The organism is Billgrantia ethanolica (assembly GCF_021404305.1).
In the GTDB taxonomy this organism is placed as follows: domain Bacteria; phylum Pseudomonadota; class Gammaproteobacteria; order Pseudomonadales; family Halomonadaceae; genus Halomonas; species Halomonas ethanolica.
Map to the genome: position 1 here is coordinate 1,523,845 of NZ_JABFTX010000001.1, position 23,083 is coordinate 1,546,927.

22 protein-coding genes and 1 other RNA gene are annotated in these 23,083 nt (G+C 65.2%); 4 read left to right on the forward strand and 19 right to left on the reverse strand.

Annotated features, from left to right (window positions below; all coding sequences use genetic code 11):
- Window positions 1-187: 187 nt before the first annotated feature.
- The 14 genes from HOP53_RS06950 to rsmI all read right to left on the reverse strand — a co-directional run bounded on the left by HOP53_RS06950 (window position 188) and on the right by rsmI (window position 15,390).
- Window positions 188-910: a cell division protein FtsQ/DivIB gene (locus HOP53_RS06950; protein WP_234269325.1), complete on the reverse strand. Its 723-nt coding sequence runs from the start codon at window positions 908-910 to the stop codon at window positions 188-190.
- The gene (locus HOP53_RS06955; RefSeq protein ID WP_234269326.1) at window positions 907-1,836 is read right to left on the reverse strand and encodes a D-alanine--D-alanine ligase; all 930 of its coding nucleotides are present in this window, start codon (window positions 1,834-1,836) and stop codon (window positions 907-909) included. The genes HOP53_RS06950 and HOP53_RS06955 overlap by 4 nt, the downstream gene beginning before the upstream one ends.
- Window positions 1,833-3,245, reverse strand: coding sequence for a UDP-N-acetylmuramate--L-alanine ligase (murC, locus tag HOP53_RS06960; RefSeq protein WP_234269706.1), 1,413 nt, complete (start codon window positions 3,243-3,245; stop codon window positions 1,833-1,835). The genes HOP53_RS06955 and murC overlap by 4 nt, the downstream gene beginning before the upstream one ends.
- A 58-nt stretch (window positions 3,246-3,303) precedes the next feature.
- Complete coding sequence (gene murG / locus HOP53_RS06965) at window positions 3,304-4,359, reverse strand: undecaprenyldiphospho-muramoylpentapeptide beta-N-acetylglucosaminyltransferase (RefSeq protein ID WP_234269707.1); 1,056 nt, start codon at window positions 4,357-4,359, stop codon at window positions 3,304-3,306.
- 29 nt (window positions 4,360-4,388) lie between these two features.
- Window positions 4,389-5,648, reverse strand: coding sequence for a putative lipid II flippase FtsW (gene ftsW, locus HOP53_RS06970; RefSeq protein ID WP_234269327.1), 1,260 nt, complete (start codon window positions 5,646-5,648; stop codon window positions 4,389-4,391).
- Window positions 5,638-7,017 carry a UDP-N-acetylmuramoyl-L-alanine--D-glutamate ligase gene (gene murD / locus HOP53_RS06975; protein ID WP_234269328.1) on the reverse strand — a complete coding sequence of 460 codons (1,380 nt, stop codon included), beginning with the start codon at window positions 7,015-7,017 and terminating at the stop codon, window positions 5,638-5,640. The genes ftsW and murD overlap by 11 nt, the downstream gene beginning before the upstream one ends.
- A gap of 37 nt (window positions 7,018-7,054) precedes the next feature.
- Window positions 7,055-8,137 carry a phospho-N-acetylmuramoyl-pentapeptide-transferase gene (gene mraY, locus HOP53_RS06980; RefSeq protein WP_234269329.1) on the reverse strand — a complete coding sequence of 361 codons (1,083 nt, stop codon included), beginning with the start codon at window positions 8,135-8,137 and terminating at the stop codon, window positions 7,055-7,057.
- A 9-nt stretch (window positions 8,138-8,146) separates the two neighbouring features.
- Window positions 8,147-9,514: a UDP-N-acetylmuramoyl-tripeptide--D-alanyl-D-alanine ligase gene (locus tag HOP53_RS06985; protein WP_234269330.1), complete on the reverse strand. Its 1,368-nt coding sequence runs from the start codon at window positions 9,512-9,514 to the stop codon at window positions 8,147-8,149.
- The gene (locus HOP53_RS06990) at window positions 9,511-11,019 is read right to left on the reverse strand and encodes a UDP-N-acetylmuramoyl-L-alanyl-D-glutamate--2,6-diaminopimelate ligase (protein ID WP_234269331.1); all 1,509 of its coding nucleotides are present in this window, start codon (window positions 11,017-11,019) and stop codon (window positions 9,511-9,513) included. Before HOP53_RS06990 ends, HOP53_RS06985 begins: the two co-directional genes overlap by 4 nt.
- A 31-nt stretch (window positions 11,020-11,050) precedes the next feature.
- Window positions 11,051-12,760, reverse strand: a complete 1,710-nt coding sequence (locus HOP53_RS06995) for a peptidoglycan D,D-transpeptidase FtsI family protein (protein ID WP_234269332.1) — start codon at window positions 12,758-12,760, stop codon at window positions 11,051-11,053.
- Window positions 12,757-13,083 carry a cell division protein FtsL gene (gene ftsL, locus HOP53_RS07000; protein ID WP_234269333.1) on the reverse strand — a complete coding sequence of 109 codons (327 nt, stop codon included), beginning with the start codon at window positions 13,081-13,083 and terminating at the stop codon, window positions 12,757-12,759. Before ftsL ends, HOP53_RS06995 begins: the two co-directional genes overlap by 4 nt.
- An 11-nt stretch (window positions 13,084-13,094) precedes the next feature.
- Window positions 13,095-14,051, reverse strand: coding sequence for a 16S rRNA (cytosine(1402)-N(4))-methyltransferase RsmH (gene rsmH, locus HOP53_RS07005; protein ID WP_234269334.1), 957 nt, complete (start codon window positions 14,049-14,051; stop codon window positions 13,095-13,097).
- A gap of 65 nt (window positions 14,052-14,116) precedes the next feature.
- An RNA gene (rnpB, locus tag HOP53_RS07010) (RNase P RNA component class A) lies at window positions 14,117-14,479 on the reverse strand.
- A gap of 53 nt (window positions 14,480-14,532) precedes the next feature.
- Window positions 14,533-15,390, reverse strand: a complete 858-nt coding sequence (gene rsmI, locus HOP53_RS07015; RefSeq protein ID WP_234269335.1) for a 16S rRNA (cytidine(1402)-2'-O)-methyltransferase — start codon at window positions 15,388-15,390, stop codon at window positions 14,533-14,535.
- A 103-nt stretch (window positions 15,391-15,493) separates the two neighbouring features.
- Between rsmI and HOP53_RS07020 the strand changes: the two genes are divergently transcribed.
- The 4 genes from HOP53_RS07020 to HOP53_RS07035 are packed head-to-tail and all read left to right on the forward strand — an operon-like array spanning window position 15,494 to window position 18,835.
- The gene (locus HOP53_RS07020) at window positions 15,494-17,263 is read left to right on the forward strand and encodes a penicillin-binding protein activator (RefSeq protein ID WP_234269336.1); all 1,770 of its coding nucleotides are present in this window, start codon (window positions 15,494-15,496) and stop codon (window positions 17,261-17,263) included.
- The gene (locus HOP53_RS07025; protein WP_234269337.1) at window positions 17,247-17,615 is read left to right on the forward strand and encodes a YraN family protein; all 369 of its coding nucleotides are present in this window, start codon (window positions 17,247-17,249) and stop codon (window positions 17,613-17,615) included. The genes HOP53_RS07020 and HOP53_RS07025 overlap by 17 nt, the downstream gene beginning before the upstream one ends.
- A 42-nt stretch (window positions 17,616-17,657) precedes the next feature.
- A complete protein-coding gene (locus tag HOP53_RS07030) occupies window positions 17,658-18,251 on the forward strand; it encodes a phosphoheptose isomerase (protein ID WP_010629154.1) in 594 nt (197 codons plus the stop codon).
- A gap of 5 nt (window positions 18,252-18,256) precedes the next feature.
- Entirely contained in the window at window positions 18,257-18,835 is a 579-nt protein-coding gene (locus HOP53_RS07035) for a BON domain-containing protein (protein WP_234269338.1), read from the forward strand.
- Window positions 18,836-18,956: 121 nt separating this feature from the next.
- Here the strand turns inward: HOP53_RS07035 and HOP53_RS07040 are convergent, their stop codons facing one another.
- The 5 genes from HOP53_RS07040 to petA all read right to left on the reverse strand — a co-directional run bounded on the left by HOP53_RS07040 (window position 18,957) and on the right by petA (window position 22,880).
- On the reverse strand, window positions 18,957-19,427 hold the full coding sequence (locus HOP53_RS07040; RefSeq protein WP_234269339.1) for a ClpXP protease specificity-enhancing factor: 471 nt from the start codon (window positions 19,425-19,427) through the stop codon (window positions 18,957-18,959).
- A gap of 50 nt (window positions 19,428-19,477) precedes the next feature.
- A complete protein-coding gene (sspA, locus tag HOP53_RS07045) occupies window positions 19,478-20,104 on the reverse strand; it encodes a stringent starvation protein SspA (RefSeq protein ID WP_234269340.1) in 627 nt (208 codons plus the stop codon).
- A gap of 156 nt (window positions 20,105-20,260) precedes the next feature.
- A complete protein-coding gene (locus HOP53_RS07050; protein WP_234269341.1) occupies window positions 20,261-21,028 on the reverse strand; it encodes a cytochrome c1 in 768 nt (255 codons plus the stop codon).
- Window positions 21,028-22,287 (reverse strand): cytochrome b, encoded by a 1,260-nt coding sequence (locus tag HOP53_RS07055; RefSeq protein ID WP_234269342.1) that lies wholly within the window; start codon window positions 22,285-22,287, stop codon window positions 21,028-21,030. Before HOP53_RS07055 ends, HOP53_RS07050 begins: the two co-directional genes overlap by 1 nt.
- A complete protein-coding gene (gene petA, locus HOP53_RS07060; RefSeq protein WP_234240943.1) occupies window positions 22,287-22,880 on the reverse strand; it encodes a ubiquinol-cytochrome c reductase iron-sulfur subunit in 594 nt (197 codons plus the stop codon). The genes HOP53_RS07055 and petA overlap by 1 nt, the downstream gene beginning before the upstream one ends.
- Between the last annotated feature and the right edge of the window lie 203 nt (window positions 22,881-23,083).

The window sequence follows — 23,083 nt, forward strand, 5'->3', positions numbered from 1 at the left end:
TGTCTCCTGAAACTTGACCCGCTGGGTATCCCATTAATTCTGATAAATGGTCATTGCGCCCATTATAGAAACAACTGGCGTTAAACCACCAGTCCATTGCAAAAAACCTTGTTCACGATACGGGTTATTCACGCCAAAGAAAACACCGCAGCGGCTGCAAGACGAGCTAGAAAGTCGAAGAAAGCTGTCAGCCGGTCCCGTCGTCTTCATCCTGAGGGTCGGTTTCACCATGCCAGGCCACAGCAACTCCGTTCGGATACCTCAAGTCGATATAACGAATATGCGCTGCATGCGGCCCCAACTGACGCTGCCATGCCGCGGCCAACCTGGCCAGACGCGCCTCCCGGTCGCTCCGCCCCAGCATGACCCAAACACCGTCGTCAAGCTGCAGTCGCCAGGCACCACGCGGCTCCAGGCGCAACTGCGAGATGGTGATGTCCATCTGTTCGAAGCGCGAACTCAAGCGATTGTGATAGGCCAGCACCTCGGCACCGCTGCCCACCGGACCGGCCAGGTCGGGAAGGCCTTCAGGCGGCTCTATCGGTTCGAAGGCAAAGGGTTCGCCCTCGGGATTGAGCAGATAATCATCGTTCCAACGCGCCACCGGCACCTGCTCGACCAGCTCGAACGCCAGCGTATAGGGCCACTCGCGCGATAGTCTGACCTCAGCCAGCCAATCAATGTTGCGTGCCGCACGGCGCAACGCTGGCAAGTCGGCGGAAAGCCAGGTCTGGCCTTGCAACAGCGGCGCCAACTGCGAGCGCAGATAATCGGCGCTGACGTGCTGCAATTCGCCGCGGATCGCCACCCGCTCGATGGGGCGGTCGAGCCAGGTCCACAGGGCGCGCCCGCCGGCTCCCAGCAGGATCAGCAGCAGCAATACCCCTAACGTCGAGCCGCGGCTGCTCATGCCTGACGCGACTCCAGCGTGGTACGCAGAATACGCAGCACCAGTTCATCGAAGCCCATTCCCGCATGGGCGGCCGCTTGAGGCACCAGGCTGTGGTCGGTCATGCCCGGCGAGGTGTTGACCTCGATCAGCCAGAATTTTCCCTGAGCGTCGCGCATCACGTCGACGCGACCCCACCCCTCGCCGCCAACCGCTTCGAAGGCCTGACGGCAGAGTGCACCCAGCGCCGCCTCCTGTTCGGCATCGAGACCGCAGGGAAGATGGTAGCGGGTGTCATCCGAGTTGTACTTGGCTTCGTAGTCGTAGAACCCGCTGGGCACCTCGACGCGGATGGCCGGCAGCACGCGCTCTTCCAGCAGTGATACCGTATATTCCTCACCGCTGATGAAACGCTCGGCCATGACGCGGGCATCGTAGCGGGCCGCCTCGCGGTAAGCTGCCTCGAGAGTCTCGCGGCTGTCGACGATGGTGATGCCGAGGGTCGAGCCCTCGTGCACCGGCTTGACGATCAACGGCAGCCCCAGGGTGGCGACGATCTCCTCCCAGTTGCTGTCGGCCGCCAACATCAACGATTCCGGCGTGGGCAGCCCCAAGGCCTGCCACACTAGCTTGGTGCGCTGCTTGTCCATGCCCAGCGCCGAGGCCAGTACGCCGCTGCCGGTGTAGGGAATGCCCAGCAGTTCCAGCGCGCCCTGGAGCGTTCCGTCCTCGCCTCCACGCCCATGCAGGGCGATGAACACGCGGTCGGGAGCCAGCGCCTCGAGGCCGACCAGGCCGCCATCGGCGGGGTCGTAGCCGATGACGTCGACACCGCTACGCTCGAGCGCCGCCAATACTGCCGCTCCGCTCCTCAGCGATACCTCACGTTCGGCGGAATTTCCGCCGAACAGCACCACTACCCGGCCGAGTCCGTGCGTCAGCTTCATAGTGTCACCTCGTCGAGATTCAGTCGGCTCTCGGCCAACCCAAGGGCGATGCCGCCCACGTCACCCGCGCCCTGAGTGATCAAAATGTCGTCGTCGCGTAGCACTCTCGCCAGCAGAGCCGGCAGCTCGGACTTGTGCTGCACGAAGATCGGATCGAGCGGACCGCGCTGACGAATGGAGCCTGCCAACGTCTTGCCATCGGCGCCGGGAATGGGCGCTTCGCCGGCGCTGTAGACATCCAGCAGCAGCAGCACGTCGACCCCCGCCAGCACCCTGACGAAATCCTCATATAGATCGCGGGTACGGCTGTAGCGATGGGGCTGATAGACCATCACCAGCCGACGCTGGGGCCAGCCGGCCCGCACCGCCTTGATCACCATCTCCACTTCGCGGGGATGGTGGCCGTAGTCGTCAACCAGCATGACCTCGCCAGTGCCGGACGGGGGCGGAAAGTGGCCGTGGACCTGGAAGCGTCGGCCCACGCCGGCAAAGCCGGCCAGGCCACGCAGGATGGCGGCATCGTCGACGCCGGCATCGGTAGCCACGGCGATCGCCGCCAGCGCATTCAACGCATTGTGCCGCCCTGGCATGCCCAGCCGCACCTCAAGGGGGGGCAGCCCATCGGGTCGTAGCGCGGTGAAGCGAATCTCGCCACCCTGCTGCACGAAATCGACGACACGGTAGTCGGCATCGTCGCTGAAGCCATAGGTGACGAACTGGCGATGAACGCGGTCGAGCAGGCCACGCACGTGCTCGTCGTCGATGCACAGGATGGCCAGCCCGTAGAACGGCAGGTTGTGCAGGAACTCGATGAAGGTACCCTTGAGCCGCTCGAAGTCGCCGCCGTAGGTGCTCATGTGATCGGCATCGATATTGGTGACGATGGAGACCATCGGCTGCAGGTGCAGGAACGAGGCATCGGATTCGTCGGCCTCGGCCACCAGATAATCGCCCTCACCCAAGCGCGCATTGGTACCGGCGCTGGTCAGCTTGCCGCCGATGACGAAGGTCGGGTCGAGACCGCCTTCAGCGAGCAGCGTGGCGGTCAGGCTGGTGGTCGTGGTCTTGCCGTGCGTACCGGCCACGGCGATACCGTGGCGAAAGCGCATCAGCTCGGCAAGCATCTCGGCCCGGCGCACCACCGGCACGCGGTGCTCCTGGGCCCAGCGAATCTCCGGGTTCGAAGCATCCACGGCGGTGGAGACGACGACCACGTCGGCGCCCGCCACGTTGCCCTCGGCATGGCCGATGGCCACGCGAATGCCGCGCTCACGCAGCCGGGCCACCACCGTCGAGGCCTTCAGGTCGCTGCCGCTGACCTGGTAGCCCTGGTTGGCGAGCACTTCGGCGATGCCGCACATGCCGGCGCCGCCGATACCCACGAAATGGATGTGCCGAATACGGCGCATCCCCAGGCCCCGCCCGTGGCGGGGCAGCGTTGCCTGGCCGGGAACCGGCCTCAAGGTGCTATCGCTCAAGCGCTGTCTCCATGCAACCGGCCACCAGGCGCTCTACGGCATCGAGGTGCGCGCAACGGCGCGCCTGCCGGGCCATGGTGGCAAGAGTGTCGGGGTCTAGCAGCGTCGCCAGGCTGTTGGCCAGCGCCGCTGCCGTCATCTCGTGTTGCGGCATCAACTGCGCCGCACCCGCCGCCACCAGGGCGCGGGCATTGGCCGTCTGGTGGTCGTCCACCGCATGGGGCAGCGGCACGAACAGGGCCGGCTTGGCCGCGGCGGCCACCTCGGACACGGTCAGCGCCCCGGCCCGACAGACGACCAGATCGGCCCAGTCGTAGGCCGCCGCCATGTCGTCGATGAAAGCGCTCACCTGCGCCTCGATCCCCTGCGCCAGATAGGCGTCACGGGTCGCCGCATCCTTGTCGCGGCCGGCCTGGTGCCGCACTTCGGGACGGCTCGCTTCAGACAGTGCCGCAAGCGCCTCGGGCAGGCGCTGGTTGAGCGGCAGTGCTCCCAGCGAGCCGCCGACAATCAACAGTCGCAGCCGGCGGCCGCGCATCGTCTGCGCCTCGCGGGGCGACTCGCCCAGAGCGGCGATCTCCTCGCGCACCGGATTGCCGACCACCTCTCCCCGCGCACCGAAGGCCTGGGGAAAGGCGGCGTAGACGCGGCGGGCCAGCCGTGCCAGCGCTCGGTTGGTCAACCCGGCCACGGCGTTCTGTTCATGGATTACCAGCGGGCGGCCCAGCAACCAGGCCGCCAGCCCACCGGGCCCGCTGGCGAAACCGCCAAGGCCCACCACCAGTGCCGGCTCGAGCCGGCGAATGATACGTGTCGCCTGCCAGACGCTGCGCACCAGGTTGAAAGGCGCCTTGAGCCAGCCGGCCAGGCCATTACCGCGCAGACCTGCCACCGCAATGCGGTGCAGCGGCAATTCGGCCGCCGGCACCAGCCGATTCTCGATACCTCGCGGACTGCCCAGCCAGTGCACCTCCATTCCCTGGGCCTGCAGCCCACGAGCCAGCGAAAGCGCCGGAATGACATGGCCTCCGGTGCCGCCCGCCATGATCAGCACCCTTCGCTCCCTGACTTGCGTCACTTCATGACTCCCTGTCCATGGATCCTGGGTTCACGACGCCCGGCGGTTTCCCGTGGCGCGGTCGGGCTTGTCCGCCGCAGCGCCTGGCGGGTGTCAATGTCGACGCGCAGCAGCAGCGCCATCATGGCGGCGCTGACCAGCAGGCTGGAGCCGCCGTAGCTGAGCAGCGGCAGGGTCAAGCCCTTGGTAGGCAGCATGCCGGTGCTCACAGCGATGTTGATGAAGGCCTGGGCGCCGATCACCAAGGCGATGCCGTAGCTGACATAGGCGGCAAAGGCCATTCCGGCCAGCTCGGCCCGCCGGCCAACCGCCAGCGACCGCCAGATCAGCAGAGCAAAAAGCCCGACCACGGCGATGGCGCCAAACAGTCCCAGCTCTTCGGCGATCACGGCAAAGACGAAGTCGGTGTGGGCTTCGGGCAGGTAGAACAGCTTCTGTACGCTGTTGCCGAGCCCCATGCCCAGCCAGTGCCCGCGTCCGAAGGCGATCAGCGCCTGGGTGAGCTGGTAGCCGCTGGCGAACTGGTCGGCCCAGGGATCGGAGAAACTGGTCAGTCGCGCCAGACGGTATGGCTCCGCAATGGCCACGTAGAATCCGAGCACGCCGACGCCGATCAGGATGAACACGAAGCGGCCCCAGGGTGCGCCGGCCAGCAGCAGCATGCCCATCACGCAGCCGGTCATCACCACCACCGCGCCGTAATCGGGCTCGAGAATCAACAGGACGGCAATCACGCCCATCACCAGCAGCGGACGCAGAAAGGCGCCCCAGCTACGGCGGACCTCCGGCAGGAAGCGCTCGAGATAGCCAGCCAGATAGACGATCAGGCACAGCTTGGCCACCTCGGATACCTGTAGATTGAAAGGCAGCAGCGGTATCGACAGCCAGCGCCGGCTGCCGTTGACCTCACGCCCGATCAGCAGTACCAGGAACAGCAGGGCTATGCTGATCAGCAGCAGCAGCGGACCGTTGGCACGCCACCAGGCCAGCGGGGATCGCAGCGTCAGCACGCCCACCCCCAGCGCCATCAGCACGAACAGTGCATGGCGCTGGCTGAAGTACCAGGGGTTGCCGGTGAGGCTGGCCGCCACTTCGGTCGACGCCGAGGTGACCATGACCCAACCGGTCAGGATCAAGGCCAGGGCGGCAAACAGCAGCCAGCCGTCGAACGGCTGATCGCGGGTCGACAGCCGCTCGCGCAGGCGCCGTAGCCGAGCGAACCTCACCTTGCCCGCCTGCTTCGTCTTAGTCGACATGTCCCGCCTCCTTCACGAAGCGCTCGACGCCTCGGCGAAACGCCTCTCCGCGTGCCGGGTAGCCGGAAAACTGATCGAGGCTGGCACAGGCCGGCGAGAGCAATACGCAGTCACCCGGCTCGGCAATGTCCCTTGCTCTGACCATCGCCGCCGCCAGATCGTCGACCCGGGTCACGGTCACGCGGCCCTGCAATGCCACGGCGATTCGATCGGCATCGGCACCGAACAGAATCGCTTCTCGTGCGTAGCGGGCCAGCGGCTCGGCCAGTGGCGAAAAATCCGCCCCCTTGCCCTGCCCCCCGGCCAGCAGCACCAGGTGTCCCGGCAGGGTGGGACCGAGCCCGGCGATGGCCGCCAGGGTGGCGCCGACGTTGGTTCCCTTGGAGTCGTTGACCCAGCGCACGCCGTCCACTTCGGCCACCAGCTCGCTGCGATGAGGCAGGCCCTTGAACTGGCGCAGCACGCGACACATGGCCGCCAGCGAAAAGCCGAGCTGCGTGCCCATGGCCAGCGCCGCCAGCGCATTGGCCTGGTTGTGCCGCCCCGCCACCCCCAGCTCGTCGGCCGCCATCAGCGCCGTGTCTCCATGCATCAGCCAGTCGCGACCGTCCAGTTGAGCGATACCCCACTCGCCCGCTCGCGGCGGCTGAGTGGTGAAGCGCTCCATGGGCAGCGGGTCGAGGGGCCAGGTCATGGGGTCTTCGGCGTTGACCACGGCATGACGAGCGCCGCGGAAGATGCCGAGCTTGGCTTCACGATACCCCGCCATGTCATCGTGGCGATCCAGGTGATCTTCAGAAAGATTGAGAAAAGCAGCCGTCTCGGCGCCGAGCCGGGGAGTCGTCTCGAGCTGGAAGCTCGACAGTTCCAGCACATACAGCTCCGCCTCGGGGGCTTCGGCCAGCAGATCCAGCGCCGGCGTGCCCAGGTTGCCGCCTACCGCCACCCGTCGACCGGCAGCCTGGGCCATCTCCCCCAGCAGCGTGGTTACGGTGGACTTGGCGTTGGAGCCGGTAATGGCAGCGATGGGCGCGCGCGCGGCGCGTACGAATAGGGCGATCTCGCCCACCACCAGCGGCTCCCCCGAATCGCGCCGACGCCCCACCCACTCGGCCAGGCCCGGCGTACGCAGGTCGACGCCGGGACTCACCACGATCTCCTCCGCTTCACTCATGTCGAGCGCCGTGAATGCTCCACAGTGAAGCTCCGCCTGGGGGTGCGCGCGACGAAAATCTTCGAGCCCCGGCGGCGCTTCGCGGGTATCGGCGACCATGAAAGGCACGCCCGCTCTGGCCAGGTGCCGGCAGATGGCCCGGCCGGAGATGCCCAGCCCGACCACCAGCGTCACTCCCTTCGGCACCTTGCGCATTCAACTCTCCTCGCCCGACAGGATGGGCGCATTCGAATCAGCGAATCTTGAGCGTCGCCAGACCGACCAGAACCAGCACCACGGTGATGATCCAGAAGCGCACGATGACCCGCGGCTCCGGCCAGCCCTTGAGCTCATAATGGTGGTGTAGCGGTGCCATGCGGAAGATGCGACGCCCGGTCAGCTTGTAGGAGCCCACCTGCAGGATCACCGAGATGGTCTCGAGCACGAAGATGCCGCCCATGATGAACAGCACGATCTCCTGACGCACGATGACCGCCACCACGCCGAGAGCCGCACCTAGAGCCAGTGCCCCGACATCGCCCATGAACACCTGGGCCGGATAGGTGTTGAACCACAGGAAGCCCAGCCCGGCGCCGGCAATGGTGGCGCAGAACACGGCCAGCTCGCCGGCACCGGCAATGCTCGGGATCTGAAGGTAGTTGGCAAATACCGCATTGCCGCTGGCGTAGGCGAAGATCGCCAGGCCCATGGCCACCATGACAGTGGGCATGATGGCCAGACCATCCAGACCGTCGGTGAGGTTGACGGCGTTGGAGCTGCCCACGATCACCAAGTAGGTGAGCACGATGTAGAACACGCCCAGCGGAATGACGATATCCTTGAATAGCGGCACGATCAGGCTGGTTTCCACTGCGCTGGTGGCGGTCAGATAGAGCACCAGCGCCGTCGCCAGGCCGATCACCGACTGCCAGAAATACTTCCAGCGCGCCGGCAAGCCACGGGGATTCTTCTCCACCACCTTGCGGTAGTCGTCGACCCAACCGATCGCACCGAAACCCAGCGTCACCGCCAGCACGATCCACACGAAGCGGTTGGAAAGATCTGCCCATAGCAGCGTACTGACGGCGATCGCCATCAGGATCATGGCCCCGCCCATGGTCGGCGTGCCCGCCTTGGAAAGATGCGACTGAGGGCCGTCATCGCGCACTGCCTGACCGATCTGGCGTTCGACCAGACGCCGAATCATCCACGGCCCCAGCCACAGGCAGAGCAGCAGAGCCGTCATGGTGCCCAGGATCATGCGCAGGGTCAGATAGTTGAATACGTTGAAGGCGCTCTGGTACTGCGCCAGAAAATCAGCCAGAAAAAGCAGCATGTGTTGCGTTCACCTTGATGCGTCAGCTCGTAGCGCCGCCACGACCCGTTCCATGCCAGCGCTGCGCGATCCCTTGATCAGAACGCTGGCACCGGTGGGCAGATGGTCCAGGACATGACGCGTCAGCGCCTCGTGGTCGTTGAAATGAATTCCGCCGTCGCCGAAAGCCTGGCTTGCGGCCTGAGCCAGCTCGCCGCAGGTCATCAGCACGTCGATCCCCAGTTTCCGTGCGTAGTGGCCGACCTCTGCATGCAGCCGGTCCGAATCCTTCCCCAGTTCTCCCATGGCGCCAAGTAGGCACCATCTGGGGCCGGGCAGCTCGGTCAGCAGCGCCAGCGCCGCCTTGACCGCTCCCGGGTTGGCGTTATAGCTGTCGTCCAGCAGGCGGCTCTGCCGTATGCCGCTTAGCGGACTCAGGCGTCCCGGCATCGGTATGCAAGCCGCCAGCCCTGCCAGCACCTGCTCGTCGTCGACACCCAGCGCCAGCGCTCCCGCCGCCGCCGCCAGCGCGTTGGCGACGCTATGCCGCCCCAACAGGGCAAGCTGCACCCGGCCAATCCTGCGGCCATCCATGACAAGCGTGAAAGCATAGCGCCCCAGGGCGTCGCAGGCCAGCTCGTCGGCCCGCACCCGGCTGTCTTCGGCGAATCCGAAATCCAGTACTTGCCGTGGGGCGGCCAATTGCGCCCAGAACGGGAAATAGACATCGTCACGGTTGAGCACCGCCACGCCATCGGCACCAAGCCCGGCCAGTATCTCGCCCTTGGCCTGAGCGATCTGGCCCATGCCGCCGAACTCGCCGACATGCGCTCCGGTGACGTTGGTGATGATGGCCACCTGCGGCTCGGCGAGGCTGGTGGTCCAGGCGATCTCGCCAAGGTGGTTGGCACCCAGCTCTACCACCGCCCGACGATGCGCGTCGGTCAAACCCAGCAGGGTCAGCGGTGCGCCGATATCGTTGTTGAGATTGCCCCGCGTGGCCAGGGTCATGCCGGCCCGACCAAGCAGCTGAGCCAGCAGCTCCTTGACGCTGGTCTTGCCGCTGTTACCCGTTACCGCCACCAGCGGACCGCCCCAGGCCCGGCGTCGGGCACGCCCGAGCAGACCGAGCGCCAGGCGCGTGTCTGGCACCACCATTTGAGGCAGCGGGTCCTCGACGGGCCGCTCGACCAGGGCCGCCGCCGCACCGGCCACGCGGGCCTGGGCAATGAAATCGTGGGCATCGAAGCGCTCGCCGCGCAGCGCCACGAAGAGGCTGCCCGGCGACAGACTGCGCGTATCGCTGACGATATCGCCGAGTGCCACGTCGCGCGCAGGCGCATCCACGCCCAGCGCGGCGGCCACCTCGGCAAGCGTGTGCAGACCCGATCCGCTCATTGCCCCGCCTCGCGCCTGGCCAGCGCCGACTCGCTCTCGGCAACATCGCTGAAGGGATGACGCACGCCGGCGATCTCCTGATAGCCTTCGTGACCCTTGCCCGCGATCAGCACCACATCGTTGACCTCAGCCTGAGCGATGGTGCGGGCAATGGCTGCGCTGCGCCCTGCCACGACCTCGCTGCGCTGCCTGGCCTCGGCCGATACGCCGGCAAGTATCTGCTGGCGTATCTCGGCGGGGTCTTCGCTGCGGGGATTGTCGTCGGTGATCACCAGTCGGTCGGCATAGCGCTCCGCCGCCGCTGCCATCAGCGGGCGCTTGCCGCTGTCGCGATCGCCGCCGCAGCCGAACAGACACCACAATTTACCGTTGCCGGGCAGATGCTGGCGCAGCGCACCCAATGCATTCTCCAGCGCTCCGGGGGTATGGGCGTAGTCGACGATCACGGTCGGCATGCCGGCGCTGCCGAAGCGCTGCATGCGCCCGGGTACGGGGGTCAGCCCGGAGGCTGCTGCAAACAGCGCCTCCAGGCTTTCGCCGAGGCCGTAGAGCGTGGCAATCGCAAGCAGCACGTTGTCGAGATTGAACCGCCCCATCAGCGGCAGCTCGAGACTATGCTCCCCCTCCGGGGTCGCGATCAGCGCCAACTGGCCGGATGTACCGGGGCGCCAGTCGACGACGCGCAATGTCGCCGCCGAATCGTCGCCGACGGCCAGCACGCGCACCCCGTCGGGGAGTCCGGCCAACATCAGCCTGGCCAAGGAGTCGTCGGCATTGACCACCGCCAACTCCAGCTCGGAGCGGCGGAACAGGCGTGCCTTGGCCGCGGCATAGGCTGCCATGCTGCCGTGATAATCCAGGTGGTCGCGAGTGAGATTGGTGAACACCGCGGCCGTGACCCGGCAGCCGTCCAGGCGGTCCTGCTCCAGCGCATGGGAAGACACCTCCATGGCCACCCGCCCGATACCACTTGCAGCCATCTCACCGAGAGCCGCCTGCAGCATCAGCGGCCCCGGCGTCGTCAGCCCGGTATCCGTGAGCTCCCCGGGACGCCCGACACCCAGCGTACCGACGACGCCGGCATCATGGCCGAGGGCCGCACTCAGTTCGGCCAGGTAGTGGGTCACGGAGCTCTTGCCATTGGTTCCGGTAACGCCGATCAGTTCCAGCGTCTCCGGCACGTCGTACAGCGACTGACCCAGCTCACCCAGGCGCTGGCGCAGAAACGGCAGACCCAGCACCGGCTGGCCCGCGGCAGTAGCGGGCAGCGATTCGCCCGGCTCGAGATGGTAGAGCACCTGCACGGCCCCGGCCTGCAGCGCCTGGGCCAGATATCTGCGGCCGTCCCCGCTTACACCGGGCACAGCCACGAAGACGTCGCCCGGCACCACCAGGCGGCTGTCGAGCACCAGACGCAGCGCAGCGTCGCCGGTCGACTCCGGCATCGTCAGATTGGGCCAGCAGCGGCGCAGAGCCGACTGTAGACGGGAAGCACTCACCTGCATCGACGCACCTCGGTCGTGGGAAAGGCAGCGGTCATTGTGTTCGTTGATCCGGCGGCACGTCGAGCAGGCGCAACGCGCTGCCCGTGACACGCGAGAAGACCGGTGCCGCCACGGCACCGCCGAAGAAATCCCCAGCCCGGGGATGATCGATCATGACGATGGTGACGATACGCGGGTCGGACACCGGGGCAACGCCGGCAAACAGGCTGCGGTAGGCGTTCTCTTCATAGCCCGTCACCGAGGTCTTGCGTACCGTACCGGTCTTGCCCGCCACCCGATAGCCCGGAACGGCAGCACGCCGCCCGCCGGTGTTCGGCTGCACGGACTGCTCCATGATGCGCAGCAGCTCGTGGGCCACCTGAGGATCGATGGCAGGCTCCCCCATCGGCGCCTCGTTCAGCTTGAGCAGCGAAGGCGGCATGCGCACTCCGCCGTTGGCCAGGGCGGTGTAGGCGCTGGCCAGCTGCAGGGCGGAGACCGACAGACCATAACCGTAGGAGAGCGCCGCCCACTGGCTGCGCGACCAGCGCACGGGCGCCGGCATATGGCCTACGGCCTCGCCGGGAAAGCCGGTGTCGGTACTCTGGCCGAAGCCCAGCCGACGGTAGAGATCGGGCACCAGCGGATCGTCCAGCTCCAGCACCAGCCTCGACATGCCGATGTTCGACGACTTTTCCAGGATGCCCGCCAGGTCCAATCTGCCGTAGTTGCGGATGTCGCGAATGGTGAAGCGGTCGATGCGCATCCAGCCCGGCGAGGTATCGACCACGATGTCGCTGTCGAAGCGTCCGCTCTCCATGATGGCCGCCATAGCCAGAGGCTTCACCACCGAGCCGGGCTCGAAGACGTCGACGATGGCCTGGTTGCGCAGCCCGCGCGGGTCCAGCCCGGCACGGTTGTTGGGGTTGTAGGAGGGCTGATTGGCCATGGCCAGCACTTCGCCGGTGCGGGCATCCATCATCACCACCACGCCACCGTCGGCATCGTGCTCGGCCACGGCGGCCTTGAGCTCGCGATAAGCCATGTACTGCAGGCGCTGATCGATGGCAAGGGTCAGCTCACCGCCGGGCTGAGCCTCTCGCAGAACGGCCAGATCGCGTACCAGGCGGCCACGACGATCCTTGATCACCCGGCGCTGCCCTGGGGTTCCGGCCAGGTAGGGCTGGTAGGCTAGCTCCACCCCCTCCTGGCCCAGGTCGTCCACGTTGGTCACGCCCAGCAACTGGGCGACCACCTCGCCGGCCGGGTAATAGCGCTTGTACTCGTGCTGGGCATAAACGCCAGGAACGCGCAGATCCAGTACCCGCTGCGCGGCAACCGGCGTGAGCTGACGCCGCAGATACATGAACTCCCGCGCCGCGAAGCGCTCCAGCCTGGCATCGAGATCGTCCAGCTCGACGCCCAGAGCCTGAGATAGCATCAGCCGCTGGATACGGTCCTCGGGAACTTCCTGAGGGTTGGCCCACAGCGTCACAACCGGGGTGGAAATAGCCAACGGCTCACCGTTGCGATCGGTAATCATGCCGCGGTGAGCGGTGAGCGACTCGGTGCGCAGAATCCGCGCATCGCCCTGCCCCTGGAGGAACGGCCGGTCGAAGACGTGCAGTGTCACGATACGCCCGGCCAGCAGCAGCAGGCCAATGAACACCACTCCCAGCACGACGCCGTATCGCAGCCCGCCCATGGGAGCCATGGGGGGACGCCGCCGCGGTGTCACTCCATTGCGCACATCCGTACTCATGGCCGGATGACCTCGACTTCGTTGACGTGAGGGAGCCGCATCTCGAGCCGCTCGACGGCCAGACGCTCGATGCGCGCCGGCGACGACCAGGCACTCTCTTCCAGCAATAGCTGTCCCCACTCGGTCTGCAACTGATCGCGCTCACGCTCGAGTTGCTGCAAGCGCGCATACTGGGCGCGTGTCTGATGGCTGGTATTGACCACCACCATGGCGGTAATCAGACACGCAAGCACCAGTCCGATGACCAGCAGCAACCGCCAACTGGGGCGCCTGTTCGCTGGCCAGGCGGCTCGCAGCATGCGTGGTGACAGGCGTCCTTGCATCATGCCACTCCTCAGGCCAGCTTGCGCGCAGCGCGCATCACAGCGCTGCGCGCGCGCGGATTGGCGTCGATTTCAGCCGCCGACGGGCGCTGGGCCTTGCCCAGCATCTCCAACCGCCTGCGCAGTTGGTCCTCGCGAACCGGTACGCCTCTCGGCAGGTCGCTGTCACCACGCACGTGTTCACGGATGAAACGCTTGACCCGGCGATCCTCCAGCGAATGGAAGCTGATCACCACCAGATGGCCGCCGGGGGCCAGCGCTTCCAGCGCCGCAGCCAGCGCGGCATCAAGCTGTTCGAGCTCGGCGTTGATGTGAATACGCAGCGCCTGAAAGGCCCGCGTGGCAGGATGCTTGCCTTTCTCCCAGGCGGGGTGGGCCGTCTTGAGCACCTCGGCCAGGTCGCCGGTGCGTAGAAAGGGCTTTTCCATACGGCGCGTCACAACGGCCCGGGCCAGACGTTTGGCAAACCGCTCCTCGCCGTAGCTCTTGAACACCTGAGCGATCTCGGCTTCGCTGGACCGCGCCAGCCAGTCGGCGGCACTCTCGCCCCGGGTCGGATCCATGCGCATGTCGAGGGGGCCGTCACGCAGGAAGCTGAAGCCCCGTTCGGGGTCGTCCAACTGCGGCGAGGAGACGCCAACGTCCAGCAGCACGCCGTCCAGCTTGCCGAAGAGGGCATGCTGACGAGCGATCTCGGCCAGATTGGCGAACTCGCCCTGCTCGATGGTGAAGCGCGAATCCGTCAGCGTCCGCGCCTCGGCGATGGCCTGGGGGTCGCGGTCGATGGCCAGCAGGCGGCCCTGTGGACTCAAGCGTTCGAGAATGGCGCGGGAGTGGCCGCCGCGCCCGAAGGTGCCATCCAGATAGACACCCTGGGGATCGTGCACGAGAGCATCCACGGCCCCATCCAGTAGCACGCTGGCATGACGAAAGCCATGACGGCTCGGTTCAGCTGCGGATGGCGGCATGCGCTTTCCTGATGTCTCGGACTCATAGGAACGCATCCGGCAGTCCGGATGCGTTAGCGGTGAATCGGGGGAGTCGGCCGATAAGCCGGGTTCTGTCGTGGACAGTCATTCATCTAGGAGTCGCGTCACCGCGACCCTCCAGCAACCTACCCGAACCCGACGCGGGCCACGCCATAGGGTTCCTATTTGGTCTTGCTCCGGGTGGGGTTTACCATGCCACGCACTGTTACCAGGCGTGCGGTGCGCTCTTACCGCACCCTTTCACCCTTGCCGGCCTCCCGAAGGAGACGTAGGCGGTCTGCTCTCTGCTGCACTTTCCGTCGGCTCGCGCCGCCCAGGCGTTACCTGGCACCCTGCCCTGTGGAGCCCGGACTTTCCTCCCCCGCAGCGACCAAGGCCGATGCGGCGGCGACCGTCTGGCCGACTCCGAGCGCAAGAATACCAGCGTGCCGGTGGCCTCTCAATGTCTTTCCGCCCCGCATCAACGGGCTTCCTTCAGCGTCTGGGCCTGGCCATACCAGGTTTTCTTCGCCCCGCCCAGCAGCCTTGCCGCCACGGCCGCGGCCTGCTTCACCCCCACGCCCTCGTCCAGCAGCGCTGCAAGCAGAGTCTGCGCCTCAACGCTTGTCGCATCGGCGCTCTCCTTGGGCTCGGCCCCCGCCACCATGATCACGAACTCGCCCCGCGTCTGATCCGGGTCGGCCTCCATGCGGGCCAGCAGCGCCTCGGCATCGCCTTCGAGAAAGGTCTCGAAGGATTTCGTCAGCTCCCGCGCCAGAACCAGCCGGCGCGCACCGAGCTCGGCAGCAATGTCGCTCAGCGTATCGCGAATCCGGTGCGGCGACTCGTAGAAAACCAGCGTCTCCTCGCGCGAGGCCAGATCCTTCAGGCGCTGTCGGCGAGCCCCGCTCTTGGGAGAGAGAAATCCCTGGAACAGGAAGCGATCGGTGGGCAAGCCGGACGCACACAACGCCGCTACCAGCGCACAGGCACCGGGAACCGGCACGATGCGACGCCCCCGCGCCCGTAGCTCGCGCACCAGCACGAAGCCCGGATCGCTGATCAGCGGCGTTCCCGCGTCGCTGACCAGGGCGATGCTTTCGCCGCCCAGGAGGCGCTGGTCGATCTGCTCGACTCGGGCCGCCTCGTTGTGCTCGTGCAGCGAGAGCATGGATACCGACAACCCCAGGTGACGCAACAGCCGCGACGTGTGACGGGTGTCCTCGGCGGCGACCAGCGCTACCTCGCCCAGCACCCTAGCCGCCCTGGGGCTCAGGTCCTCCAGATTCCCAATCGGCGTGGCGACCACGTACAATGTACCAAGATGTATATCTGACATGGCGACTCCTCAGGGGGATTGTTCGGCCTCAGCCCGTGCGAGATGAAGGGTCGACACCCGAGGCAGATGAACGCCGCTCCGAGCCCGAGACAAGGATGGATTCATGTTAAAGATGCCCCGCGGCCTGCTGGCCACCGTGCTCCTCGCCCTGCTGGTGGCTGGCTGCGCGCCTCCCGGTATCGTCGAGCGAGCCCCCGTCGATGACCCCGAGCAACTCCTGCGGCAGGCGCAGGAGCAGGCACCCGAAGAGGCCGCGCTGAGCCGGCTCCAGGCGGCCGATATCCTAGCACGCCAGGGGCAGCGCACACAGGCACTGCAAATCTCGAGTGAAATCGACGATGGCCTGCTTCCTGCCGACTACCGTGTGCAGTGGGCCATGCTGCTGTCGGAGCTCGGCAACGAACTCGACGAGCCCTGGGCAGTGATCCAGGCCGGCCAATTGCTCGACGAGATGGATTTCCCCCGGGATGCCGGCTTGATCCTGCGCGAGCGCCTGGGGCTGGCGCTTGGCCAGGTCGGCGAACATCGCGCCGCCGCCGACATGCTGATGTACGTTCAGGCACGCACGGAGAGCGAAGCACTCACCGATCCCATCTGGAACTCACTCTCCCGGCTCGACGCCAGCGAACTGGCCAGCCTGCGCGAAGGTGCCGACGAGCTGACCCAGGGCTGGCTGAGTCTTGCCAGCCTGGTACGGGAAAGCGACGGGGACATCGAGCGCCTGCTGGCAAACCTGGATACCTGGCGTGAGCGCAACGCCCGGCACCCGGCAGCCCGAGACGTGCCCTCGGAACTGCTCGCCCTGCGTGAGCTGCGCGGCAGGGAAGTCCGCCACATCGCCGTCTTCCTTCCCGAATCGGGCCCGCTGAGCAGCGTCGCAGAATCGATCCGCGCCGGCATACGCATGCACCACATGAACAGCGCCGAGCGCAACGGCGGCCTGCGCCTCTCGTTCATCGACGCCAGTCACGGCAACCTCGACGCCCTCTATGCCGAAGCGCGCGACCTGGGGGCCCAGGTGGTCATCGGCCCCCTCGACAAGGATGAAGTCACCGAGCTCGAGAATCGCGACCGCGTACCGCTGCCGACACTGGCGCTCAACTACGGCCACGGCGACATGAACCAGGCACAAGGCCTGTTCCAGTACGGATTGTCGGCAGAGGACGAAGCGCGCCAGGTAGCCCGTCGCGCCCGCGAGGACGGCCACCGTCGCGCTGCCATGATGGTACCCGACAACGAGTGGGGCACACGGGTCGGTCGCGCCTTCCAACAGGAGTGGAGCCGGCTCGACGGCATCATCACCAACGCCGTCACTTACGACCCCCGCGGCTCCGCCACCGAAAGCACGCGACGGGTGCTCGCCGGCGGTCGTCCGGACATGCTGTTCCTGCTGGCCTTGCCCAGCTACGCCCGCCAGGTGCCACCGAACCTGGACTATTTCGATGCTGCCAACCTGTCGATCTACGCCACCTCGCACCTGTACGAGGGACGCCCGCAGCCGCTGCTCGACCACGACCTCGATGACGTCTTCTTCATCGACATCCCCTGGCAGATCCCCGATGCGGCAGTCGGCGGCATCGAGGCCCTGCCCTACCTGGCCAGCTTCCAGGATCTGCGCGAAGACTCCGACCCCGCCACCTTCCGTCTGATGGCAATGGGCGTCGATGCCTATGAGCTGGCGCGCCGCCTGCCCCAGTTCCAAATGCTGCCCGAGAGCGAGCTGTTTGGCGCTACCGGCCTGCTGCTTCCGGGGCGCGACGGTCGCATCGAGCGCCGACTGCCATGGGCACGCTTCGAGCGTGGTGTACCGCGCCCAATCCTGACCTTCGACCTGCTCGACGGTGACCTGCCCGACAATGGCCAGCTCAACTGACGCCCGCGCCCGCGGCGCTCGTGTCGAGCGCCTGGGTGCCGAATGGCTATCGGGCAGAGGGCTCAAGCTCATCGCCAGCAACCAGCAGTTCAAGGGCGGTGAGCTCGACCTGGTGATGAGTGACGGCGAGACGCTGGTCTTCGTCGAGGTGCGTCACCGTGCCGACACACGCCACGGCCACCCTCTCGAGACCGTCACTCGGGCCAAGCAGCGCCGGCTGGTCCATGCTGCGCGTTTTTATCTGGCCCGCAACCGGCTATCATGTCCCTGCCGTTTCGACGTGCTGGCAGTGACCGGCACCCCGCCCTTGCTTGATTTCGAATGGGTGCAGGGCGCTTTCGAAGCGTTCTGACCACCAGCTCGTACCATGTCCCGCGACCAGGACTTTGACAGAATGGACTATCAGCAACGCATACTCGGCCACTTCAACGCCAGCATCGATACCAAGACCTATGCCAGCGAGGTGCTGCCTCCTTTCATCGAGGTAGCCAGCCAGATGATGGTTCAATGCCTGGTCAACGAGGGCAAGATTCTGGCCTGCGGCAACGGCGGCAGCGCCGGCGACAGCCAGCACTTCTCCTCCGAGCTGCTCAACCGCTTCGAGCGCGAGCGGCCCAGCCTGCCGGCTCTGGCCTTGACCACCGACACCTCGACGCTGACCTCCATCGCCAATGACTACAGCTATAGCGAGGTCTTTTCCAAGCAAGTGAGAGCCTTGGGACAGCCCGGCGACATCCTGCTCGCCATCTCGACCAGCGGCAACTCGGGCAACGTCATCCAGGCCATCCAGGCCGCTCACGACCGCGACATGGCAGTCGTCGCCCTGACCGGTCGCGACGGCGGCGACATGGCCTCACTGCTGGGGCAGGACGACTGTGAAATACGCGTTCCTGCCACTTCAACGGCACGCATCCAGGAAGTTCATCTCTTGGTGATACACTGCCTGTGCGACCTCATCGACGAACAACTCTTCGGTACCAGCGAGTAACGCCCATGACTTCGACAAGACTGATCGCCTCTCTTCTGACCGTACTGGCCATTGCCCTCGCCGGCTGCACCACTGTCACCGGCGTAGCCAATCCAGGTACCATCGACGAGAACTACGGCAAGCGCACCCTGGGCGCCCAGGTGGAAGATGAGAGCATCGAGACCAAGATCGCGCATAACCTGCGCCGCACCGATGCCCGGCTGGGCGATGCGCGTATCAACGTCGACAGCTACAACGGCATCGTACTTCTCACCGGCCAGGTGCCCAGCGAGGAGCTGAAGCAGCGAGCCAGCGAAGTGGCACTCGAAGTCCGCAACGTGCGCGACGTGCACAACGAGCTGTCGGTGTCGGCCAACCTGCCGGCAAGCCAGCGTCTTTCCGACACCTGGATCAATACGCGCATCCGCACCACCCTGGCCTCCGACCAGAACATCGACACCAGTCGACTGCGCTTCGTAACCGAGAATGCCACCGTGTACATCATGGGCATCGTCAGAAGAGCCGAAGCGGACCGTATCGTCAACGCCGTTGCCGATGTCGGCGGCATCCAGCGCATCGTCAAGGTCTTCGACTACCTCGACTGATTCCGCACGCAACTCGCAGCGAAACGACCTCGCAGCGGAACGCAGAACGGCAGGCCAGTGGCCTGCCGTTCTACTTTCCAACTGTTCGCGTCACATCAACGATGTAACGCACACCGCGCGATTACTTGATCACACGCAGCGAGGGACGCTTGCGAGAAGTCGACTTGCCCGAACGAGCAGGCTCCGAGGCGGAGCCTTCGCCCTGCCTTTCGGGGCTGTCGATACTGCTGAGTTCGGCCTTGGCATCGCTGGCTGGCTCCTCCGCCTGCGGCATCGGCATGGCTGGCTCGTGACCGAAGACCATCCCCACACCGTTCTCCTTGGCATAGATCGCCACCAGCGCCGGCATCGGCACCACCACCTGCATCGGCTGCCCACCGAAGCGGGCACCAAAGTAGATGGCATCGTTCTCGATGTGCAGGTCACGCACGGCGGTCGGCCCGACGTTCAACACGATCTGACCGTTCTGCACGAACTGACGAGGCACGCTGACGCCAGGCTGCTCGGCATCCACCACGATGTAAGGCGTTTGCTCATTGTCCAGAAGCCACTCATAGAGACCTCTGGCAAGATAGGGACGGCTCGACAACATGAGTTCTGCCCTCCTCCATTGTGGCGGCGTCGGCCAGGCCGACGCCTGGTTCAGGTACGCATTTCGCGCTCGTTCTCGCTCAATGACGATACGAAGGAGTCACGCTCGAACAGGCGTTCCATGTAGGACACGAGCGGCTTCACCTGCTTTTCCGGCAGCTCGATACCGAGTACGGGGAGACGCCAGAGGATCGGTGCAATACAGCAATCCACCAGCGAGAACTCCTCGCTCATGAAGAACGGCATGTCCTCGAAGATCGGCGAAATGCCGACCAGGCTTTCACGCAGCTCCTTGCGCGCCTTTTCCACGTCCTTCTTGGCGCCGCTCTCGATCTGCTCGACGAGCGGGCACCATTCACGCTCGATGCGATGCATCCAGAGACGGCTTTGCGCCCGCGCGACGGGATAGACCGGCAGTAACGGCGGATGGGGAAAGCGCTCGTCAAGGTATTCCATCATGACCTTGGATTCGTAGAGCACCAGATCGCGATCGACCAGGGTCGGCACGCTATTGTAGGGGTTCATGTCGGCGAGCTCCTCGGGGCGCTGATCGCCGCTGACCTCGAGAATATCGACCGCCACGCCCTTCTCGGCGAGCACAATGCGCACGCGATGACTGAAGTGATCATCGCTTCCCGAATAGAAGATCATCGATGACCGCTTGGCCACTACACCCATGTAACAATCCTCGCATCAATTCGAACACGCATGATAGCACGACACCCCGAGCTCGGGGGGGGTGTGCCATGCGATCCGGACCCAGAAGAACACACAGGGGGCGCATGACCCGTTGGCCATACGCCCCCTGCGGCACAACCTGCCGATTCAATCGAATCAGTGAATGTCGCGCCAGTACTCACGCTTGAGCAGGTACGCCAGCACACCGAAGATGAAGATGAAGATCAGCACCTTCGGCCCCAGCACCTGAGCCTGCAGCTTGGAGGGCTCGCCCACGTAGGCCAGGAAGTTGGTCAGGTCGTAGACCGCCTCTCTGAACTCGTCCGGCTCCATGCTGCCGGGGCGAGTCACCTGGAGTACGTCGCAGGACTGGTACTTGCCGGTCAGCGGATCGAGCTCGGCTCCCTCGACAGGGCGATCGGTCTCGGCACAGACCTTCTCCTGAACGCCCTGCAGCGGCTCGAGCACGTTGGGCATTGCCACCATGTCAAAGACCTCGTTGTTGACCCCATTGGGACGGCTGGGGTCACGATAGAAGGTCAGCAGGTAGGAGTAGATCCAGTCGGCACCACGCAGACGGCCGTGCAGCGTCAGATCCGGCGCTGCCGCACCGAACCAGCTGTCGCCGTCGCCACGGGTCATGGCCGTATGCATCTGGTCGTTGTAGGCCAGATCGGCGGAGAAGATCAGGTTCTCCTCAACCAAGTCCTGCGGCATGCCGAAGTCCTCGGCAGCACGCGCGAAGCGCTGATGCTCCAGCGAGTGACAGCCCATGCAGTAGTTGACGTAGAGCTGCATGCCCCGCTGCAGCGACGCCTCGTTGCGCAGATCCGGCGTCATCGAGTACGGCACATCGGGCATCGGTGCCGCCATCGCGGCGAAGGGCACCAGCGCGAAGAGCAGTGCGAACAGTTGCTTTTTCATTAGCCAGTCACCCTCTCCGGAACGGGTTTGGTCTTCTCCATCCTGGTGTAGAACGGCATCAGCAGGAAGAAGGCGAAGTAGATCACCGTGCACAGCTGCGCCACCATGGTGCGCAGCGGAGTGGCCGGCAGCGCGCCGAGGACGCCCAGTACCACGAAGCTGATGGCAAACAGGGCCAGCGCGATGCGTGACAGCCACCCCTTGTAGCGCATTGAGTTGACCGGACTACGGTCGAGCCAGGGCAGCACGAACAGCACGGCGATGGCGCCACCCATGAAGACCACACCAAGGAACTCGGCCTGCAGCGGCCCAATATTGAAGGTGATGGCTCGCAGGATCGCGTAGAAGGGCGTGAAGTACCACACCGGCGCGATATGATCCGGTGTCACCATCGGGTTGGCCGGCTCGAAGTTCGGCCGCTCGAGGAAGTAGCCGCCGCCTTCGGGGAAGTAGAAGATTACCGCGGCGAAAACGAACAAGAACACGGCCACACCGAACACGTCCTTGACGGTGTAGTACGGGTGGAACGGAATGCCGTCCAGCGGCTTGCCGCTCTCGTCCTTCTTGGCCTTGATGTCGATGCCGTCGGGGTTGTTGGAACCCACTTCGTGCAGGGCGATCAGGTGCAGAACCACCAGTGCCAGAATCACGATGGGCAGCGCCACCACGTGCAGGGCGAAGAAGCGGTTGAGCGTGATACCGGAGATCAGATAGTCGCCACGAATCCACTGGGCCAGATCGGGACCGACGAAGGGGATGGTGGCAAACAGCGAGATGATGACCTGGGCGCCCCAGTAGGACATCTGCCCCCAGGGCAGCAGATAGCCCATGAAGGCTTCCGCCATCAGCAGCAGGTAGATGGCCATGCCGAAGATCCACACCAGCTCACGTGGCGCCTTGTAGGACCCGTACAGCAGGGCGCGGAACATGTGCAGGTAGATCACCACGAAGAAGGCTGAAGCCCCGGTGGAGTGCATGTAGCGGATCAGCCAGCCGTACTCCACGTCGCGCATGATGTACTCGACGGAAGCGAAGGCCCCTTCACCGGAGGGGTTGTAACTCATGGTGAGCCACACGCCGGTGAGGATCTGGTTGACCAGCACCAGCAGGGCCAGTGAACCGAAGAAGTACCAGAAATTGAAATTCCTGGGCGCGTAATATTGGCTCAGGTGGTCCTGCCACATTTGCGTGGCGGGAAAGCGATCATCCACCCAGCGCATGAAGCCGCTTTCCGCCTTGACCCGATTCGGATTACCCATCACGCAGCCTCCTCGTCTTCGCCGACGATGATGATGTCGTCGGATTCAAAGCGGTACGGCGGCACCTCGAGATTGGCCGGCGCCGGCACGTTGCGGAATACCCGACCCGCGAGGTCGAAGTAGGAGCCGTGGCAGGGGCAGAAGTAGCCGCCCGGCCAGGCCGTCATGTCGACATCGTCCGGATTGGGGCGGAACAGCGGTGAGCAGCCCAGGTGGGTACAGATACCGATCAGCACGGAAATCTCGGGCCTGATGGAGCGCAGCGGTCCCGTGACGTAGGCAGGCTGCTGCTGCACTTGAGAATCGGGATCGGCCAGGCGTGCAGGATCGAAATTCTCGGTGCGCTCGATCATGTCGGGGGTGCGCATGACGATCCACACCGGACGTCCACGCCACTCCACGGTCATGCGCTGCCCAGGCTCGAGCTTGGAAATGTCCGCTTGAACCGGCGCACCGGCCGCCCTTGCCCTGGCACTCGGCTGCCAGGATGCCACAAAGGGAACCGCCACTCCCACGGCACCCACCGCCCCTACGACGGTGGTGGCCCCCAGGAGCAGTCGGCGCCGCCCTTTGTTCACGCCGTTGTCTGCCATCTTCTGGTTTCTCCCATCAGCTTACCCGTTGATACCGCACGGATTGAATTCCGCTACCACGGATACTAAAAATCCGATACATATTAAGGAATCGGGCCGCTTCGCACAAGACGAAGCGGCCCTGACCAAGGTGGAATTCTTTTTGCAATCTCTTGAATTAAAAAATAAAAAAACCCGGGCATTTGCCCGGGTTTTTCGCCAGC

What these genes read in the sequence shown, in the direction of transcription:
- HOP53_RS06950 (WP_234269325.1), bottom strand. Translation starts at nt 910, where the DNA reads ATGAGCAGCCGCGGCTCGACGTTAGGGGTATTGCTGCTGCTGATCCTG.
- HOP53_RS06955 (WP_234269326.1), bottom strand. Translation starts at nt 1,836, where the DNA reads ATGAAGCTGACGCACGGACTCGGCCGGGTAGTGGTGCTGTTCGGCGGA.
- murC (WP_234269706.1), bottom strand. Translation starts at nt 3,245, where the DNA reads ATGCGCCGTATTCGGCACATCCATTTCGTGGGTATCGGCGGCGCCGGC.
- murG (WP_234269707.1), bottom strand. Translation starts at nt 4,359, where the DNA reads ATGGCGGGCGGCACCGGAGGCCATGTCATTCCGGCGCTTTCGCTGGCT.
- ftsW (WP_234269327.1), bottom strand. Translation starts at nt 5,648, where the DNA reads ATGTCGACTAAGACGAAGCAGGCGGGCAAGGTGAGGTTCGCTCGGCTA.
- murD (WP_234269328.1), bottom strand. Translation starts at nt 7,017, where the DNA reads ATGCGCAAGGTGCCGAAGGGAGTGACGCTGGTGGTCGGGCTGGGCATC.
- mraY (WP_234269329.1), bottom strand. Translation starts at nt 8,137, where the DNA reads ATGCTGCTTTTTCTGGCTGATTTTCTGGCGCAGTACCAGAGCGCCTTC.
- HOP53_RS06985 (WP_234269330.1), bottom strand. Translation starts at nt 9,514, where the DNA reads ATGAGCGGATCGGGTCTGCACACGCTTGCCGAGGTGGCCGCCGCGCTG.
- HOP53_RS06990 (WP_234269331.1), bottom strand. Translation starts at nt 11,019, where the DNA reads ATGCAGGTGAGTGCTTCCCGTCTACAGTCGGCTCTGCGCCGCTGCTGG.
- HOP53_RS06995 (WP_234269332.1), bottom strand. Translation starts at nt 12,760, where the DNA reads ATGAGTACGGATGTGCGCAATGGAGTGACACCGCGGCGGCGTCCCCCC.
- ftsL (WP_234269333.1), bottom strand. Translation starts at nt 13,083, where the DNA reads ATGCAAGGACGCCTGTCACCACGCATGCTGCGAGCCGCCTGGCCAGCG.
- rsmH (WP_234269334.1), bottom strand. Translation starts at nt 14,051, where the DNA reads ATGCCGCCATCCGCAGCTGAACCGAGCCGTCATGGCTTTCGTCATGCC.
- rsmI (WP_234269335.1), bottom strand. Translation starts at nt 15,390, where the DNA reads ATGTCAGATATACATCTTGGTACATTGTACGTGGTCGCCACGCCGATT.
- HOP53_RS07020 (WP_234269336.1), top strand. Translation starts at nt 15,494, where the DNA reads ATGTTAAAGATGCCCCGCGGCCTGCTGGCCACCGTGCTCCTCGCCCTG.
- HOP53_RS07025 (WP_234269337.1), top strand. Translation starts at nt 17,247, where the DNA reads ATGGCCAGCTCAACTGACGCCCGCGCCCGCGGCGCTCGTGTCGAGCGC.
- HOP53_RS07030 (WP_010629154.1), top strand. Translation starts at nt 17,658, where the DNA reads ATGGACTATCAGCAACGCATACTCGGCCACTTCAACGCCAGCATCGAT.
- HOP53_RS07035 (WP_234269338.1), top strand. Translation starts at nt 18,257, where the DNA reads ATGACTTCGACAAGACTGATCGCCTCTCTTCTGACCGTACTGGCCATT.
- HOP53_RS07040 (WP_234269339.1), bottom strand. Translation starts at nt 19,427, where the DNA reads ATGTTGTCGAGCCGTCCCTATCTTGCCAGAGGTCTCTATGAGTGGCTT.
- sspA (WP_234269340.1), bottom strand. Translation starts at nt 20,104, where the DNA reads ATGGGTGTAGTGGCCAAGCGGTCATCGATGATCTTCTATTCGGGAAGC.
- HOP53_RS07050 (WP_234269341.1), bottom strand. Translation starts at nt 21,028, where the DNA reads ATGAAAAAGCAACTGTTCGCACTGCTCTTCGCGCTGGTGCCCTTCGCC.
- HOP53_RS07055 (WP_234269342.1), bottom strand. Translation starts at nt 22,287, where the DNA reads ATGGGTAATCCGAATCGGGTCAAGGCGGAAAGCGGCTTCATGCGCTGG.
- petA (WP_234240943.1), bottom strand. Translation starts at nt 22,880, where the DNA reads ATGGCAGACAACGGCGTGAACAAAGGGCGGCGCCGACTGCTCCTGGGG.